Source organism: Pseudomonadota bacterium (genome assembly GCA_026388315.1).
Taxonomy (GTDB): Bacteria; Desulfobacterota; Syntrophorhabdia; order Syntrophorhabdales; family Syntrophorhabdaceae; genus MWEV01.
This window is the reverse complement of sequence record JAPLKA010000037.1, coordinates 81,994-99,823: the sequence shown is the minus strand read 5'-3', so window position 1 is coordinate 99,823 and position 17,830 is coordinate 81,994. Positions and strand designations below refer to the sequence as shown.

At 44.4% G+C, this 17,830-nt stretch carries 14 protein-coding genes; 9 read left to right on the top strand and 5 right to left on the bottom strand.

The window, feature by feature from the left end:
• The 9 genes from NTX75_04030 to NTX75_03990 all read left to right on the top strand — a co-directional run.
• Nucleotides 1–1,125 (top strand): hypothetical protein (locus NTX75_04030; GenBank protein MCX5815397.1); only part of this gene is annotated, 1,125 nt, incomplete at its 5' end.
• 175 nt (nt 1,126–1,300) lie between these two features.
• Nucleotides 1,301–1,558 carry a ribbon-helix-helix protein, CopG family gene (locus tag NTX75_04025; protein ID MCX5815396.1) on the top strand — a complete coding sequence of 86 codons (258 nt, stop codon included), beginning with the start codon at nt 1,301–1,303 and terminating at the stop codon, nt 1,556–1,558.
• On the top strand, nt 1,559–1,981 hold the full coding sequence (locus tag NTX75_04020; GenBank protein MCX5815395.1) for a type II toxin-antitoxin system VapC family toxin: 423 nt from the start codon (nt 1,559–1,561) through the stop codon (nt 1,979–1,981).
• A 38-nt stretch (nt 1,982–2,019) separates the two neighbouring features.
• Nucleotides 2,020–2,142, top strand: coding sequence for a hypothetical protein (locus NTX75_04015; GenBank protein ID MCX5815394.1), 123 nt, complete (start codon nt 2,020–2,022; stop codon nt 2,140–2,142).
• A 437-nt stretch (nt 2,143–2,579) separates the two neighbouring features.
• Nucleotides 2,580–4,154, top strand: coding sequence for a hypothetical protein (locus NTX75_04010; GenBank protein MCX5815393.1), 1,575 nt, complete (start codon nt 2,580–2,582; stop codon nt 4,152–4,154).
• A 5-nt stretch (nt 4,155–4,159) separates the two neighbouring features.
• Nucleotides 4,160–4,858: an HD domain-containing protein gene (locus NTX75_04005; protein ID MCX5815392.1), complete on the top strand. Its 699-nt coding sequence runs from the start codon at nt 4,160–4,162 to the stop codon at nt 4,856–4,858.
• A 174-nt stretch (nt 4,859–5,032) separates the two neighbouring features.
• Complete coding sequence (locus tag NTX75_04000; protein MCX5815391.1) at nt 5,033–5,317, top strand: hypothetical protein; 285 nt, start codon at nt 5,033–5,035, stop codon at nt 5,315–5,317.
• A gap of 57 nt (nt 5,318–5,374) precedes the next feature.
• Nucleotides 5,375–6,022 (top strand): hypothetical protein, encoded by a 648-nt coding sequence (locus NTX75_03995; GenBank protein MCX5815390.1) that lies wholly within the window; start codon nt 5,375–5,377, stop codon nt 6,020–6,022.
• Nucleotides 6,023–6,767: 745 nt separating this feature from the next.
• Complete coding sequence (locus tag NTX75_03990) at nt 6,768–7,298, top strand: DUF6155 family protein (GenBank protein ID MCX5815389.1); 531 nt, start codon at nt 6,768–6,770, stop codon at nt 7,296–7,298.
• A 224-nt stretch (nt 7,299–7,522) separates the two neighbouring features.
• Here the strand turns inward: NTX75_03990 and NTX75_03985 are convergent, their stop codons facing one another.
• From NTX75_03985 to NTX75_03965, 5 genes are all read right to left on the bottom strand, one after another.
• Entirely contained in the window at nt 7,523–9,781 is a 2,259-nt protein-coding gene (locus NTX75_03985) for an O-antigen ligase family protein (GenBank protein ID MCX5815388.1), read from the bottom strand.
• 73 nt (nt 9,782–9,854) lie between these two features.
• The gene (locus NTX75_03980) at nt 9,855–12,950 is read right to left on the bottom strand and encodes a beta-galactosidase (GenBank protein MCX5815387.1); all 3,096 of its coding nucleotides are present in this window, start codon (nt 12,948–12,950) and stop codon (nt 9,855–9,857) included.
• A 42-nt stretch (nt 12,951–12,992) separates the two neighbouring features.
• Nucleotides 12,993–16,007, bottom strand: a complete 3,015-nt coding sequence (locus NTX75_03975; GenBank protein MCX5815386.1) for a polysaccharide biosynthesis protein — start codon at nt 16,005–16,007, stop codon at nt 12,993–12,995.
• A 156-nt stretch (nt 16,008–16,163) separates the two neighbouring features.
• Entirely contained in the window at nt 16,164–16,382 is a 219-nt protein-coding gene (locus tag NTX75_03970; protein MCX5815385.1) for a GxxExxY protein, read from the bottom strand.
• A gap of 204 nt (nt 16,383–16,586) precedes the next feature.
• Nucleotides 16,587–17,816 (bottom strand): DegT/DnrJ/EryC1/StrS family aminotransferase, encoded by a 1,230-nt coding sequence (locus tag NTX75_03965; GenBank protein MCX5815384.1) that lies wholly within the window; start codon nt 17,814–17,816, stop codon nt 16,587–16,589.
• Between the last annotated feature and the right edge of the window lie 14 nt (nt 17,817–17,830).

The following is a 17,830-nucleotide window of genomic DNA, read 5'->3' as shown; positions in this document are numbered from 1 at the left end:
CAGAACAGGATTAACGAATACGGTAACACGTATTTCTATTCCGGTGAGACAAGGCTGAACATGCTCGTCAAGGGCCCTGACGCATGGGGCGCAAAGACAGGCGCATTCATCGAAGGTGACTTCAGGGGCGCAAGTATCGGCGTTACCGCAGGTGTATTTGAATTACGTCATGCATTTATGACATTTGACTGGGCACAGGACCAGTTGATCATCGGCCAGACATGGAACGAATGGGGCATGATCTTTTCCGGCCCTACCCTTGGTTTTAACGAGCTTACCGATGTCGGCAAGGGTGCAAGGCAGCCTCAGGTCAGGTGGACACACAAATGGAACAAGAACTTTTCGGGCTTCATCGGTATCTATTCCGAATATAACACAACCAATGCCGCAACAGCAGCCGGTTCGGCTCAGAACGACAACGCACGGTCGCTTATGCCCCACTACATGGGCGAATTTAAGTGGCAGACCGACAGTTGCGGTAAGATCGGCCCCTGGAACACTCAGTTAGCCTTCGGCGGTTTCTACGGCCAGGAAAAAGTCACTTGGTTAGACACAACCGTAGACACAACCGCGACAAAATGGACTGATGAGAAAGTAAACTCATGGATGATGGCATTAAAAGGTTTCATACCAATTATTCCCGAGAAGAAGGGAAATAAGGCCGGCGCATTTGCAGTAACAGGCGCTGCCTTCTATGGCCAGGTGAACACCGGTTCCGTTTATTTGACCTTGAACGGTGTACCTTATCAGACAGGCGCCACAGCAAACGGCACAAGAAACATATTTACACCCGTAACATACGGTGGTTGGGGCGGTCTGACATATTATTTCACAGATGCAGTTTCTGTAAATGGTATATACTCGACCCGTTCAAACAATGTGCCCAATTATCCAAAAGACAATACCCTTGGCAATAACGCCATAGTCAAGACCAACCAGATGTACCTTGTAAACGTAATGTGGGATGTAAACCCTGCAATAAGGCTCGGTCTTGAATATTCACATTACATGACCGGTTACGGCGGATATGGTGCTGATGCAGCAAACGGCGCAGTTGCTGCCGGCAATCTCGACTCACAAGGCAAAGTTGACAATGTAAGGATCGGCGCATACTACTTCTTCTAAGATCCTACAAACCAGTATCAAAAAGGGAGGCCTCCGCCTCCCTTTTTTTTATGTCCATTTGCCAAACCGGCTATTGTGAATAACTATTATATATGTAACTAAGAATACCCTTGACATATAAACTATAGTACCATAGTATACATACAATTTATGTGCATGCTGGAGGTATATTATTATGATAAGAATTAACACCATGTTTCCCGATGATATGGTTCAAACGCTCGACAATATTGCAAGAGAAGAAAAAACAAGCAGAAGCAGGTTGCTGAGAGAGGCAATACAATACTATATCGAAGAGTATCAGCATACAATGGAAGAGAAAAAGAAAAGAGACCGTATCCGCATGGCAATTAAAACCCAGGACAGGCTCAGAGAAAAGTCAGGAAAATGGGATGGCGTCACTGAAATACGAAAATGGAGAGAAGTGATTTAATTGAATTCATATGTTTTAGACACATCCGTAGTGATAAAGTGGTTTAGCAAATACGATGAGGATGACCTTGATAAGGCGCTATCTTTGAGAAATAGCATACAGGAGGGTTTATGCATCATCACAGTGCCCGATCTTTTGTTTTGCGAAGTTTCTAATGCCCTGCGGTACAACCCTCATTTTACAGAATCAGACGTCAAAGATGCTTTACAAAGTCTATACGATATGGGATTCGATACAGTCGGAGTTGAAAAAGAAATTTTACATAATGCAATCGAAATTGCATTCAAATATAATGTTACAGTGTATGATGCAAGTTTCCTTGCGATCTCAATGAAACTGAACAAGGCCTTTGTAACAGCAGATTATAAGTTCTTTGAGCGTATCAAGGATTTTCATGCAATAGTTAAATTGACCGACCTCTAATCAACTCACATCTTTTTTATTTAAACCTACAAAGCAATATGGTAAATAAGAGAAGACATGCCGAAGTGGTGGAACAGGCAGACGCGCCGGACTCAAAATCTGACTTTAGAGGTTTTACAAACAGGGCTTCCGGTCTGAATATACTCGATATTATTAAGTAATCACGTTTACATGTTTTCCGATGTAGTCCATAAAATGCAACACTTTCCAATGTATTCTGCTACAAATTTGCTACATTTTAAAAGACAAGACCTTTTGCAAAAGTGCCCTGATTGTCCTTTTTTGTCATCCCCCGTTTTCACAGGGGCAGGCTCTGCGAAAGCAGGCGTCTTCACTTGCGCAAGCAACATTTAGTAAATTCAATATGTTCTGGATACCGGTTTTCACCGGTATGACTGCATTTTTATGATTTTGCAAAGGTCTCTATTTAATAGCTTTATCATGTACTGTATGAACTGAATATTTGGCATTTTAAATACTCATCTTCCCTTAATCAATTGGATCCAAGGTGTAACCCCTTCGGCCATTAAAGAATACGATAGTTTCTGCATTTTGAAAAACGATTCAACAATCTTTCCAGAATATCATAGTTAGCCCAGTGAAAAGCGATACCGATAACCAATCACCATTGTCAATTTATTCCTCAAAATCTGATGAAGACAAGTTGTCTCTTGTCAAAGACATAATCACAAGCACAAAAGATAATAGAGAATTACTGGAAAGAATTGTCGACGAGTGTATGTGTCACCTCTATGGCACAACCGGGATCGATCCAAAGACCGTAAAAAGCGGTTATGGCGGATATAAAAATGAAATAGAAAAGTGGATCATTGCCAGGTTCGCGAACAATCCAGCGCTCACACCATCACGTGTGGTATCCGAGTGCAGAAAAATATTCGACATTCGTTCAAAAAATACTCGATTTCTGCTCAATTTGGCCCGGAAAGTAAAAAACCGGATCAGGATGAGAGTGAAAAGAGGAAGTCTCATCATTGAAAAAGCAAATATGGCCCAACCGGAAATTAAAGCAGTCAGACAAACTCTCGCACTGGCAGAAAGGGCAGCGTGTTACGCAAATCCTAACAAGTTCAAACTTTCTCAGATCAGAGACGATCCATCATATGTGGACAAAATGATAGGCACATCATCACTAAATCCTGAAGCTGGCAAATATTGGAATAGGCACATTGCTGTTTTCAGGAAGGAAATGATAATGATGGGTCTTTATAATGTGGCATATGCTTTGTTCGATGCTCTTGCATTATATGGCAAATGTCCATCTGTCCTGAACAATCGCAAATATGACCGCGAGGCTTCGGATTATATGCTTGTCAAAGACGCCTTGCAACAGGTGAACCTCATTGCGCACACCTTTCGCGTCCTTGATATAGGCCTAAAACTGTTAAAATCAGAACCAATTCTCTGGAGCACGTCGACCGCAGTCATTATGATTATTATGGTCCTGGCCTCAGACATCTCCAAGATCTACGGGGCACGCGGTAGATTCGCGAGGATCGACCATCCAGGGTCAAGTTCATCCATTTTAAGGGTCCTCATTGAAACTAAAGGAATGAATTGGGACTCCATGTATGATGACGTATCCATGCATCATGAATCCCCCGGGAGCAGTCTCGGTAAGATACTTAAACAAGCCGACGGGATGGCGAGGGAGCAGGAGATGGCAACCATTGCTGGTACCCGCAGCTACCCGGAGATGAAAGCATGGTTCGACGTTTACGGGTATATGAACATCATCAGTTGCGACACCAACGAATACCGGGAAGGAAAACTTGGAGCGTTCACTTCTGGCAGCATTCTTTATGCAACGCCAGATTTTCTTATCAGCGCAGCCAGGAAAATTGCCGAGAAGCGAAAGGTTTTTGACATCAATCTCTTCCGTTCCTCTGATCGGAGAACAGTGCTCGTCAAAATAGCACATATGCTCAAAGAAAGAGGCTTAATAGTCGGCGATATTCCTGACGGATACTTCGGGAGAAACTATGAGATCACGTTTTTCAGAAAGGATTTCCCGAACAGGTCGGCTTACCTCATGCCGCTCAAAATCGAGTCCTTCGGCCTGCCTTCCGAGTTCGAGAAGAAGAAAAAGGGGTATCTGCGCCTGATTGAACGTGTAAGCACTGTGTACAAAAACAAATCTAATCAGGAAACTTAACGTACATGCTTGGCATCATCCGAAACATATTCAAAAAAGCTAAGAATCATCAGGACGGTCTTTGCTCCCGCAACACAATAAATGAACCTCACCCGGAAACCAGACCTCCTGCTCCCGGTGTTCCTCCGGTCATAGTTACACCAAGGAAGCCGGAGCAGGTTGTTAATAATCCAGTCCGCAGTTTATATGCAGAGTTTGTAGACCCATACAAAGGAGAATATGTGTTAGCGAATGCACTGGCCGGTGTCCATAAACTGATAAACATCCTTGAACAGTATGGCGACTGTTCATCTGTCCGCACAAACGGACGGGCTTCATTCGTCAGGACATCGCAGTGGGATGTCCTGACGAGGGTCTCCCTCAAAGACCACAGTCGCCGTGTCGCCAGGATCATAGTTGCATTAAGGACAGCAGAATACCCCGAAAGCCATTTCGACCTTATCGATATGTATATAACGGCAGGCTTAGCTCATGATTTGGGCAAGATTCATGTCTTCGGTAGTCTGGACAGTTATTCCTCGGCTGACCACCCCATTATCGGGGCCGGGGTGGTCAAGGATTGTTTTGCGGGCTATGGTGTTCCATGGATAGATGCCGTGTTGCAGTCCATTATCAATCACCACAGGGACAGTAATTATGCCCTTGACAAATTACTCCGTCAGGCGGACCGTTTGGCCAGGGGGGAAGAGCTTGTACTTTTTTGAATCCAGTTTTGTGCGAGTTTGTGCACATCTATATATATTACATACACGGATTATTCTCGGGTATAAAATTCCCACTTTTTTTGTCTTTTCATCAACTAAAAATAAAAGGAGATACCCACGAATGAACCGACATTTGATCCAAAACATTTTCTGTCAGAACTGTGCCGGTACTATATGGAATTCCTCGAAACCGATTTCAAAGACAAGCGTTTACCGGCAAGAAAAATCCTGCTGCGCAACACCGATAGACTGCTCACAGGTATCGACCTGTCCAGATACCCTGACCTTAACCGTAAAGCATTGGCCTTGCTCGCCGACGGTTTTCATAAGAACCCCTTTAAAAAAGTGAAACGAATCGGCTTTGGCCGTGCTTTTCAGGACGCCTTTTCTGAACATGACGGCAACAGGATTACACAAGATGCCCGCGGGGAAAAAGATAATGCCACTTCTCCGCCATAGTATCAACTCCCCGGTTTTCATGATGAGTTGTATGAACTGTGGAAGAACAAGCTTGTAATGGAACAAACAGGATTTCTATCTCCCCTCTACCTGCTGGACATCACATATGACAGAACTGCCTACCCTCTCTTCTACATTTCTGTCAGCGTCGAGCTGGCGGAAAGCTCATTTTCCTGTGAGTTCGATCCCGTGTTGCTTATTAATACGAAGGCAATACAGTATTTGAGCCAGAAATATGCCGAAGAGATAAAAAAGGAATGGAGAATAGACCTGCCGCCCCGCCATATCTATCTGAGCGGTTTCGAAAAAGAGTGGGAGCTAAAGTATCTGCAAGGGTTAATGAACGAGGTTTCCGCCTTTTTCGGCCTTGATCAGCTTGATCTTTCTCGAATCAATCCTGACAGGGTGAGTAACGAGCGGGTAAGCGTGAGCACGCAATGCTGCCTTTCTCTATTCGACAGATCGGACGAGGCCCTTCTGAACGACTATGAGGAGTTGCTCACGCTTACACAGGCCGGAACCGATACCAGGGCTTTTGATATCTTCTCCAAACTCAGTGTATGTTTTGCTGGTAAAAAAATCCCCCACTCCCTATCACTGGAAGGGGGGGTATATAAATCTCCTTTCCCCATTTTTTACATAAAAGAAAAAGAAGGATTGAGCATTTTTTACTTTGCGACATATAAATCTTGTCTATGCCGATAATCAATACTGATATGAACAAAGCCCTATCAAGTTTTTGCGGTAATAATTCAATAAAAATTTTAATATCCCGGTTTTTCTCCCTGTTTTTGAATGGAGACGGGTATTTCTCCTCTTTCTATTACAACTTCACCAGGATATGAAACAACTGGAGCAATAAAGTCCTCTCACCAGAAACGGCAACTGGCGCAGAAGAACAGAGCAGAATATAATGAAACCCATGTGGAATTAATGGATTTTGCCACTAACTAATAGTATAGTTAGCATAATTTCATATGTATATTTTCATGAAGGGAACCAACTTTTTCAGGATACACCGGCCAGAAACAGAAATAGAACTGTCATTTTCAGAAACATCTTTTCTATATACAATAACTGTCTTGCTATTTTGAAACCGTTACAGTAAGGTAAACAAATCTTGCCGATAAATATCTCAAGGAACAATCCCTATGCCCATATGTAAACATTGTAGTAAAGATACAGAAGACCTGAAAACAACAACCTGTTTTAACGGTTATATCGAATACGAGAATCATGCAGTATTATCACGAACCCCTTATTCAGAAGATGAAAAAGAAAGGTGTTCGGTATGTCATGTTGTTCCCGGAGCAATCCATCATAAAGACTGTTATATGGAACAATGTGCCCTTTGTGGTAAGAGGCTTGTATCATGTGGATGTACGATAAAGGGATAAATCTGCAAGACCTGGAAAAGTGAGACATATATGGCCGCCAACAGGAGAACCAGATGAAAATCAACGCATTGAAGCAACATTTGAAAGGTTTACCGGAAGCTGCACTCATTGAAATAATCCTCGATCTGAACAAAACCTTCAAAGATGTCCAGGAATATCTACAGGTGAAATTCACCCCTGAGAGCACTTTAGAGATATATGAAAAATACCGGAAGCTGATAAATGATGAATTCTTTCCGACCAGAGGGTTTGGAAAGTGCCGGTTATCGAAAGCAGAAAAGGCCATATCTGATTTCAGGAAACTGAAAGTGCCCTATGAACAGGTCCTCGATCTGATGATTTTCTATGTCGAGATTGGGGTTGCCTTCACTAACAGTTATGGCGATATTGATGCTGAATTTTACGAGAAAATGGAAAACATGTTTGATGATGCATTGATGGATATTATTGAACTCGGCCTTCAGGAACGATTTATGACACGCTGTGAGAAGATTGTAGAAGAAACTGACGGTATAGGTTGGGGGTTCCACGATACCCTTGGTGAGATTTATTATGAATATTTCAAGAACGATGGTGAAAATTAAGATGGGCAAAGCAGGAATAGATATATGAATACTGGCAATCAATGAGAATTGGGTGGGCTTTAAAGAATGGTTTCTAAAGTATTTTGGGAGAAGGGTATTCCACTGCAGTAACTGTGGCTGGAAGCATACTGTAAAACTCCACCAGTGGGAGCGGGGGACTATAATCACTGTCCTCGCTGTTGCTCTGATTCTGGTTATTTGCCAACCTATGGGTTGAATGACATTCACTCACTTACTTGCTCAATTACTGTTTTCCGCTTATACTCCGGATCAATCTCTGTTGCCATTTTGAAGAATGTTTTCGCAATGTCTGTAAGTCCCATGTTATACTCAATTAGTCCTGTCAGATAATACCACTCCGGATTGTAAGGGTCTAAATAGATCGACATGGACAAAGCTCTTTCTGCAAAATCATACCTTCCGTAATAGCCATATATCCAACCGAAATAGGCAAAAGGCTTCGGATTGGTTGGATTCCTCGTGATTGCCTCTCTGAGAAATGCATTTGCATAAAGGGCAAGGTTATTCCTGTCGCCATGTATGTCTATCTTTTTCTTTTTTACCCATCCATCTATCATGTCAAGTTCTGTTTTGTCCGGCAATATCGAAGTAGCCTCTGCAAGCCTGAACCATAACTCTGCATTATCCGGTTCCATATTTAATGCATACAGCAATTTGTCAATTGCCATTACCCTTTCGGTTTTTATTGTTGAATTTATTTCAGTCGGCACATACGCCTGTGCAATCCCATGCTTCATGACCGACCATCCCCACCAGGCATAAAACGCTACAAACACGATGAGCAAGATAATGGTAATCGAGTGATTGAGTAATTGAGTGATGGGTGAAGAGTGATTAAGTGATTGACTAACTGAGTGATTGGTGGTTGCGCCATGCGCCATGCGCTCTACGCCATGCGCTGCTTCTGCTCCCTGCTTTGAACCTTGAACCTTGAACCTTGAACCTTGAACAGCTTCTCTCAGATGAACGACATTCCACGTCACTGCCATCAACCCGAACCATGTCATAGTAACCGCCGGGCAGCGTAATACAAAGTCGCCCGTTGCATGGATAAGCGGGGTTATAACACCCACTATACAACCGAACCCTACCCATTTTGACCACCGTGAATGCCTGTTCGCCTGTTCCATCCATTTCTTAAAAACAATGACGATGAACACAATGAACGCTATGAGCGCAATGGCCGGTCCTCCCCACCCAGTCTCTGTAAGCAACTCCACCCAGTCGTTATGGGCATGGTCAACTGCTTTGTTCCATGATGTTGGCGGCTTATAACGTCTGTATAACTCCTCAAATGTACCCCAGCCACTGCCGGTTATCGGAAACTTCTCCGACATCTCCCATGCATGTTTTGTAAATTCAATCCTGCCCTGCACATCCGATGATGAAGATGAAAATCGCTCCACAGTTCGGTCGAATGTGAGATAGAGGTTGTAAGCAACAACCATTCCGAAGAGGATCAAAAGGGCAAAACCATACCGTCTTGTATCTTTTCTGAAACACAAAAACACGGAGGTAATGATAAATGCAGATGCACATGCCATGATTCCGCCGCGTGAACCGCTAAGAACAAAACCAACTACAACAAAAACAACAACAAGGCCTGTAAGAATGGTCTTTGTCAAAATATCGCTCAAGGTTTTAATTAATTGATCCCTTGATATATCCTCGCGTATTTGCCGTAGTTTACGACTGGCGCCGTTTATTTCACTGAAGAATAATCCGATAAAGAGCGGGACCAGCATCGCCATATATGTCCCGAAATGGTTACGATAGATAAACGTACCAATTGATTGATCCTGAGCAAAAGTGTCTTTCCACCACCAGATACCCTTAACGGCGTCAATCGATTGCAGCAGGCCGTAAAAACTCTGAAATATTCCCATCACAACCCAGACCAGGATGAGCCTCTGCAAATCTTTTCTTTCGGTAACCTTGTAGAAGACAAGTTCAAAAAGGGCAACACACGCGAGGAGTTTAAACCACTCAACCCTTGTGGCATAGGGAAACAGACTCAATGGAATCCATTCAGGGATATTTCCGCCTATAATATCAAATACCCGTTTATAGGATGCAAAGGCCTCCGGGGAAAGCAACTTTATTTTCTGTAAAGGTAAGGGGACGATTTGCATAAACACAAGCACAAGCCCGATGAACATGAAGATATGCAAAGGACAGGTGAAGAAATTGCGAAAGGTGAAAGGTGAAAGGTGAAAGGTGAAATATTCACTTTCGCGCTGCGTGTGTATACTTTTTGCGCCCTGCGCCCTGCGCCCTGCGCTCTGCGCTCTTACCATTGAGCCGATAGCTGACAATCCCACCAGCACCCATACAGCAATCTCCGCCGACACATAGGCCCATACATGTACAGAGCCAAAGGCAAGGGGGAGAAAAACCCACACGGCCAGAATACCGTACTGGATAATTTTATCAATCCACTCTGAAATATAGCAATTAACCATTAGCTTTCAGCTCTCAACTTTTTTGATAATATCTCACAGAATTATATTTGCTTTTATTCACTCAATTACTCAATTACTTATTCACATATTCGCTTGTCTTTTCTACTAAGAAAACTTTTACTTCGTACGGTTTAAAACGGGCCTGGATGGCGCCACTAATAACACCATATTGCATATCACTGAAGATTTCTCTTGCAGCTTTGATTTTTTCCATATTTGTATGTATCAGCGCTTCCACACTTGTACCAATCACATTCACAGCTACAAGCAGCCACTGGTTACCCTTTTTCTTTATTGCGGCATGAATTGCCGGTCTGCCCTTTTGATCCATTCCATATGGTGAGAGCATACCAACCTCGACCCCAGCCTCCTGATCCTGGCTCATGGCACTTGGCTCATAGCTTATAGCTGATGAACTGTGAGCTGCCAACTGTGAACTATGAACAGCTTTTGGCCCCTTGGCCGCTGTTTTTATGATATTCTCTATGGTGAGCCATGAACCCAGTTTGTTCAGTCGTCCCACCACATGTGCAATATCGTTCTTTCCTTCTTCTGTTTTGCCAATCTCCGAAAATGTAAAGAAAAATACCCCTCTGCCTCCATGGACAATGGATAAAAATGTCAGGCATTCCATTTCCTGTCTTGTTGGTAACCTTGGCCAGCCGTGTTTAGCCTCTTCTCCCCCGCCGAATGCCTGTATCACGGATACAATCCTTTCACTCCCGACAATTGCTGCAGCCTCATCCATTGAATCTGAAAGCCATACCATCGGCATTGATGGCACGGGGTATTGGTCCATCATAAAAAAATCACTTGCCGATGCATAGTCGCGGACCTTCTGTGGACGGACAACGGCCATATACGTTGCAGCCTCCGGAAACCGGTCTTTTATCAATCTCTGGATGTCATGAGCTTTATTCATGGGGAACGAAACAATCTCCGGCTCATCATTCACATAGAATCCAAGATGGCCCATAGTTCTTTGCTCATGGCTAACGGGTGATGGCTGATGGGTGATTAAGTGATTAAGTAATTGAGTGATTTGGTTGCTCTCCGCTCTCCGCTCTCCGCTCTCCGCTCCGATTACCTCATTCAGATATACATGCAATTCATCCGGGTCATGTGGAACAGAAAGAATGTATTTTAAATCAAGTCTCCGACATTCCTGAATGAGTTTTCTCAATTCTTCGCCTTTGCCACCAACAATAACCGTGTTTATACCGATTTTCTTTATCTCTTCCAGGTTATTCAGATTCGCACCATAAACGCCGATGGGGAAGAAGGTAGAGTTTGTGGAGTTTATTGAGTTTGCAGAGTTTATTGGGTTCTGGGTGATGGGTGATAGGTGATCGGCTATAGGCAATGGGCTATAGGCTATAGGTGATGAACTGTGAACTGTGAACTGTGAACCGTGAACAGTCTTTGACAGTTTCGGCTTCGCCATATAAAATGTTGTTCCTGGATTGTTGTTAATGAATTTAAATGTTGAATCCTTTAATATGTCGGGGCAGGTCACGTAAACACGGATAGGCTGAAAGGTGCCTGCCCATAAATGTTCATTGATGTGGAACTTCTGCTCCCATATGCTTACATGTGCATACACTCCGTTTTCAAATGTATCCCTGTAAAACAAGCCTGTAAAAAGATACTCCTGCCCCGGCCTGCACTTTGGCAGTGCAACTTCCCACTTCCCCTCCCTGCCATAGTCAGCCGTTATTTCAACAGCATCTATAGACTTTCTCGTAAACTCATCCCTCACATAGTAGTGCTCAAATGTCTTTAGTAATAAGAGTGATTGAGTGATTGGGCGCTGGGTGATAGACGATGAGTGATTGAGTGATTGAGTGATTGAGTGATTGGGCGCTGGGCTGTGAACTGTGAACTGTGAACTGTGAACATCTTCTTCCCCTTCCCCTTGCTGTGAACTGTGAACTGTGAACTGTGAACTGTGTTTAGTAGTGTCACCTTTGCGTGAGATATCCGGGAAGAGATTTTTCGGTTTTTTAAATGCCTTCAAACCGTTCCACAAATCCGGTTTCATACCACCGAACGACAGCACAAGCACACCATCAGCCCCTGCCCCTCCGGCATATCTGACCACATTCGCAAATTCGCCCTGCTCACAATCGTGTGACTGAACAATCGGCCACACCTCGCACGATACAGTCTCTTTGTAATACTCTGTCATCCTCCTGACCCACGATTCATCCTGCCCGCACATTTTGTGGTATACCATGGGAGATATGACATCCACATGTTTTGATAGTTCAAATGCGTCCTGGGCAATCTTAAAAGATATATCGTTCTGCCTTTCACCTTTCGTCCATGGAACAATAAAAAGGCCCAGTTTAATGGGCCTATCTTTTGAATAGCGCTCTATGATCCGCTTAGCCTCTATCACAAATGAAGCGATCTGCTTCTTTTTCCATACCATCCATTCGTAATTAGTGATGGGTGATGGGTGATGGGTGATGGGTGATTGGTAATTCGTGATTGGTAATTCGTAATTCGTTATTCGTGATTGACTATCTTTTGTTTTATTAAATTCTAAATTCTCAATTCTAAATTCTAAATTATTCCGCCCCTCCCCTTGACCCCTTCTTGACCCCTTGACCCCTTGACCCCTGTCTTCATAGAATTTACTCAGGCATCTCTTGCAGTAACATGTATCAGGGATATCCGGATTGACCACTTCCCACATCCCAGGATAACGAATGAAATCAAGCCATATCCCGTCAACGCCATCGCTGCCCCCGAAACGCCTCAACACACTTTCTATATGGTCTAAACTCTCTTTCCGCCATGCTTCATGGGTTGGGCATATGCCGCCATACCCTCCATGCCCTTCTTCCAATAATTCACCGTTTTCTTTCACCGGCCTTGAATCCGGGTACTTTTTCCACGGCCCTGTCCCGCCAAAGACATTCATTGAGATAAAGACTTTATAGCCCTTCTCCTTGAACCACCGTATCGTTTCTTCATCATCAGGCACAAAAACAGCATTCACACCTGCCTTTTTAAGCTGATTCTGATATGTATCAGGCTTTACGCTCTTTATTGACGGCACCCCGTACATGCCAACTGTAATTGTCTCAGCACCGGCATATACAGGCGCTATAATGGTTACGAGAAAAAAGGCTGTTATTATGAATCCGGTTAATTTGAACATAAGCTATTTATCCAATACTTGCCTAAGGGCGCAGATATTGAACTATTCATAAACCCTCTCTGCCTCCCTAAGGGTCCTTTCGATGATGGTTTCCAGCTCGGCAAAGCTTAAAGGTTTGGAAATGAAATCTTGAGCGCCTTTTTGAATGGCTTCAGCATTTGATTCAATCGTCGTATATCCCGTCATGATAATGACGCCCGTCTTTCTATTTTGCTTTTTTACAGCTTCCAATATTTGCGTGCCTCTCATATCAGACAGCATGAGATCGGTAATGACGACATCAAACCGTTCATTCACTATTGCGCTAAGCCCTTCCGTACCACTGTATGCAGTGCATGTGGAGTATCCAGCCGCATCAAGGTATGTGGCGAGCATGTCGGCAATTTCTCTTTCGTCGTCTATCACGAGTATACGTGCGCTGTGTCTGTCAGATGCGGCCATCTGGTCATCCCTGATTTTCATCTCATCACTCGGTGAAGGGACAATAGTGCTTTTCGTAACTTCACGGTTGTACTCTTCGATCATTTGACCCAATTGCTTCTTTATAGTAGGTCCATCACATCTAACAGCAAGTTGCACAAGTACATCAATGTCCCTGGTCAATTTTCCGATGCTAACTTCTTTTTCTGATGAAAGGACCATAATTTTCTCGTGATGCGTCGGGACAACGTCTTCACCATCCGCTCTCGACTCCTCATGAAATTTTTCACCCGGCCTGAGCCCGGTATACTCGATGTAGATATCCTCGTCAGGCTTAAATCCGGAAAGAGTAATCATGTCTCTGGCAAGGTCATCGATCCGAACGGGAATGCCCATCTTGAGGACGAATATTTCTCCTCCGTGCCCGATAGCCCCTGTCTGAAGGATAAGCCTGCATGCTTCATGGATCGTCATGAAGTAACGAGTCGCATCCTTATGAGTGACAGTGACCGGCCCCCCCTGAGCAATCTGTTTCCTGAATAAGGGGACAACGCTACCTGCGCTCCCTATCACGTTGCCAAACCGCACCACAATGAATCTACTATGGTTTTTCTTCGCATATGCTTGAGTGAGGAGTTCGGTAAGTCTCTTTGTCGCGCCCACGACATTCGATGGCCTCACAGCCTTGTCTGTGGAGACGACGACGCATCTCTCTACGTTGTTCTCGATACATAATTCTAATAACACCTGTGTTCCAATGATGTTGTTGAAGACAGCTTCCCAGGGATGTTCTTCCATCATGGGTATATGTTTGTATGCTGCAGCGTGGAAAACTACCTGGACTTGGTGCTGATCGAATGTTTTTTGCATCACAGGTTTGTTCTGTATTGCAGTGAGGACCGGCAATATGTTGAGTTTTGGAAAGTTAGCCTTGAATTCCATTTCCAACTCATAAAGACCTGACTCATTTCGATCCACAAGGATCAGAGACGAGGGTTTAAACGCTACGATCTGCCTGCATAGCTCAGATCCAATGGAACCGGCGGCACCCGTTACCACAACCTTCTTTCCGGTCAAATACTGCCCAATTTCGTTTGCGTCGATTTCCACTTGTTCTCTGCCGAGAAGATCCTCATATCGAACATCTCTTATTCCGCTTGCGCTCACCTTGCCCTCAATAAACTCCCCGATTCCCGGGATGGTTTTGAAGGGCATATTGGTAATCTTACTGAAGCTGACCATTTTCCGCATCTCTCTGGCAGAAGCTGATGGCACCGCAATAATAATCTCATCGATCCGAAAATCTCTTACAACAGAGGGGAGCATCTTAAGGGACCCGAGTACCGGTACTCCGTGGATAGTTAGCATGATTTTTGATACATTGTCATCCACGAACCCCACCACTTCGTAGTTGAGTCTCGGGTTTTCATTGATCTCTCTGAGAAGTTTTTCTCCGGCATTCCCCGCACCGATAATAACAAGTCTTTTTTGCGGAGATTTTTGCATCTCGGGCTCATTTCTCAGCTCTTTATCCGCAAGGTGTGGGATCATGAGCCTCATTCCCAATCTGTAGCCTCCAAGGAAAATTATGCTAAGAAGAAAATCGATCAGAAAAACTGCTCTTGAAAACCTGCCGAACCTATACAACGAAAGCATACCGAGCAAAATAACACCGGAACTAATACTTAGCGCCCTGAGAAGGTTGAGCAGATCATGTACGCCTGTGTACCTCCACATGCCACTATATAGCTTGAAGTAAAGCAAAAAGATAAGTTTGATCAGCACTATCCAGACAACGGTTACCGCAAACACATAGAAATACTCTGCGGGAGGAAACCCTTCAAAACGAATACAATAAGCGATATAGTAAGCCCCGATACTCAATAACGTATCAGCCCCTACCATCACCCAAAAAATAGGCCGTTTGATTGTGGAGGGTATGGATAATGCGTTTCCCCCTTTTTTGTCTTTTCGGAAAAGTATTTTGTTTTCTCCAAATTTTGTGTGTTGCAGCAAATCGAAGGATCTATGGGGGAAGATAACGGCAAGAATGGTTTGTAGAATGACCTTGGTATCGCTCCAGGCGCTTCTACTCCTGATATATTCCACATAGCATTGTAACTTGAGAGGCAGCAGGGTTTTCAGGTAAAATTCCTCTCTGTCGCCTTTCACCTGCGCAAGCAGTTCTTCCTCATCTCTCAGGAACAGAGTGATAGGAAAGGTGATTCCAGGGCGAACAGCAAGGATTTGCCTCCAGATCTGGTCATTAAGATCCACATAGTTTTCGACTTCCGGCCTAGGCCCGACTACAGACATATCACCTTTTACGATATTCCACAGTCCGGGAAACTCATCAATCTTTGTCTTTCTGAGGAATCGTCCAAGCCGGGTGATCCTGTCATCATCCTTCGCCGTTATCTGCAATGTAGATTCGGCTACTTTCATGGTTCGAAACTTGTACAGCATGAACTTTCTGCCATGAAGACCAATCCTTACCTGTCGAAAGAGGATCGGGCCAGGTGAAGATAAGGCAACCAGTAGAGCGCCAAAACATAAAAGAGGAGACAGTGCGATAAGACCAACGAGCGCAGATGGCACCTCAATGAATCGTGGCAGGCCTCTTTGATTTTCTTTCATAAACGTTCCGTCCTTGCATTACTGACTGTTTTTTGCCGCCCGCTTCGCTCGACAAGAGTGGACGAAAGCTGGACGTTTTATGCTTTCCCGGCCGGCGACCTTGCCGGCAGGGAACCCCCATGCCCTTCGGGCAAGGTAAATACTATCCTTTTAATCTCAGCTTTCGGATGCTTGAAGTTGACAAGTAGTCCTACTGGTAACTGTTGCTTTTAAATAATTTATGAACTGAGCTTCATGGATTTTATCAATTTTTTCTACTGTTTTAAGTTCAATGATCACTTTCTCTTCGATAAGGATATCTGCTATGTAATCACCGATTATATTGCCTTTGTAGTAGACCTTAACAGGAACCTGAGCTTCAACAGAAATACCCAATTTATGAAGTTCAATAACCAGGGCCCAGAACCCTGTTCACCTCAAATACTGCACCATTAATAATATATGTAATCTCGTTTATATCCATCGCTTTACATTATCTCGTGCCCGTCAGGGCTGAGAGTTTTGGCCCGCCAATGTCGGCGGGGCAAAAAGCATAATCTCTTGTCCGCAGTTGTCCGCCTTTGTCTGTGGAAAAAAAGGTTACATGATTTTTGCATGTTCCCGGCATAATTCACTAACCACGGAAATTACATGGTCAATTTCTTCTTCACGCATATCAGAGAAAATGGGTAAACTGATGAGGCGTTCCCACACTTTTGTTGCCACAGGACAATCTTCCGGCTTCCAGCCGAAACTTTCTTGATAGTATGGATGGAGATGGAGCGGTCTCCAGTGAACGGAACAGCCGATACCCCGGCTGTTGAGGTGGTTGATGAAAGTGTTTCGATCAATCTTGAGTCTTTCGAGACGAAGCTTTATTGGAAAGAGATGCCACGAGTGAATCCTGTTTACATCACAGGGGGGCAACTCAATTTCATCCACAGATGCAAACGCTTCCAGGAATCGATATGCTATCTTTTCGCGGAGCTGGTGCATCTCCTCTGCGCGTGCGAGTTGATGAATACCGATAGCCGCAGCAATATCGGTCATGTTATATTTATAGCCTGGCGCTGTTATTTTATAATCCCACGAACATCCTCCCGTCGAATAGCGGGACCAGGCATTCCTTGACAGGCCATGCAGCGAGAGCAATCTGATCCGCTCAGCCAGTTTTTCATCGTCTGTTACAGCCATCCCCCCTTCCCCTGTAGTGATCGTTTTGTTTGCATAAAAGGAAAAGCAGGAAACATCTGCAGTACCTTCTCCACAGTGCTGCCATACTTCAGTCTCGCTTCTCCTCCAGGCCGAGGGGAACGCATGAGCAGCATCCTCAACTATCCATAAAGAATGTTTGGCAGCAAAAGCCTTTGACGATTGTACATCTGCCATAAACCCACCCACATGGACCGGCATGATTCCCACCACTTTCAGGCCTTCGGTAAATCTTTTGTCCACAAGTTCTGAACTTGCAAATAGCTTTCTCTCTGCATCCTCAAGGTCTATGTTGAGCGTCGCGCTGTCGCAATCAACAAGGATCGGAAAGGCATCCTGATATCGAACGACTTCCGCTGTTGCTGCAAAAGTCATTGTCGGCACAAGTACAGCCTGGCCGCGTTTAAGGCCAAGAGCTTCGACGGCCAAATGGAGCGCAGCCGTGCACGAGTTGAGTGCCACTGTGTGAGTTGCCCTTACCATTTTAGCAAAGTCTTTCTCTAACTGCTGAACCCGCGGGCCTGTGGTCAACCATCCTGACTTGAGTGTAGAAACAACTTCCTGTATCTCAAGATCAGAGATCTCCGGGCGATAAAAAGGCACGTTGCAACTAACCATAGCATCTCCTCCGA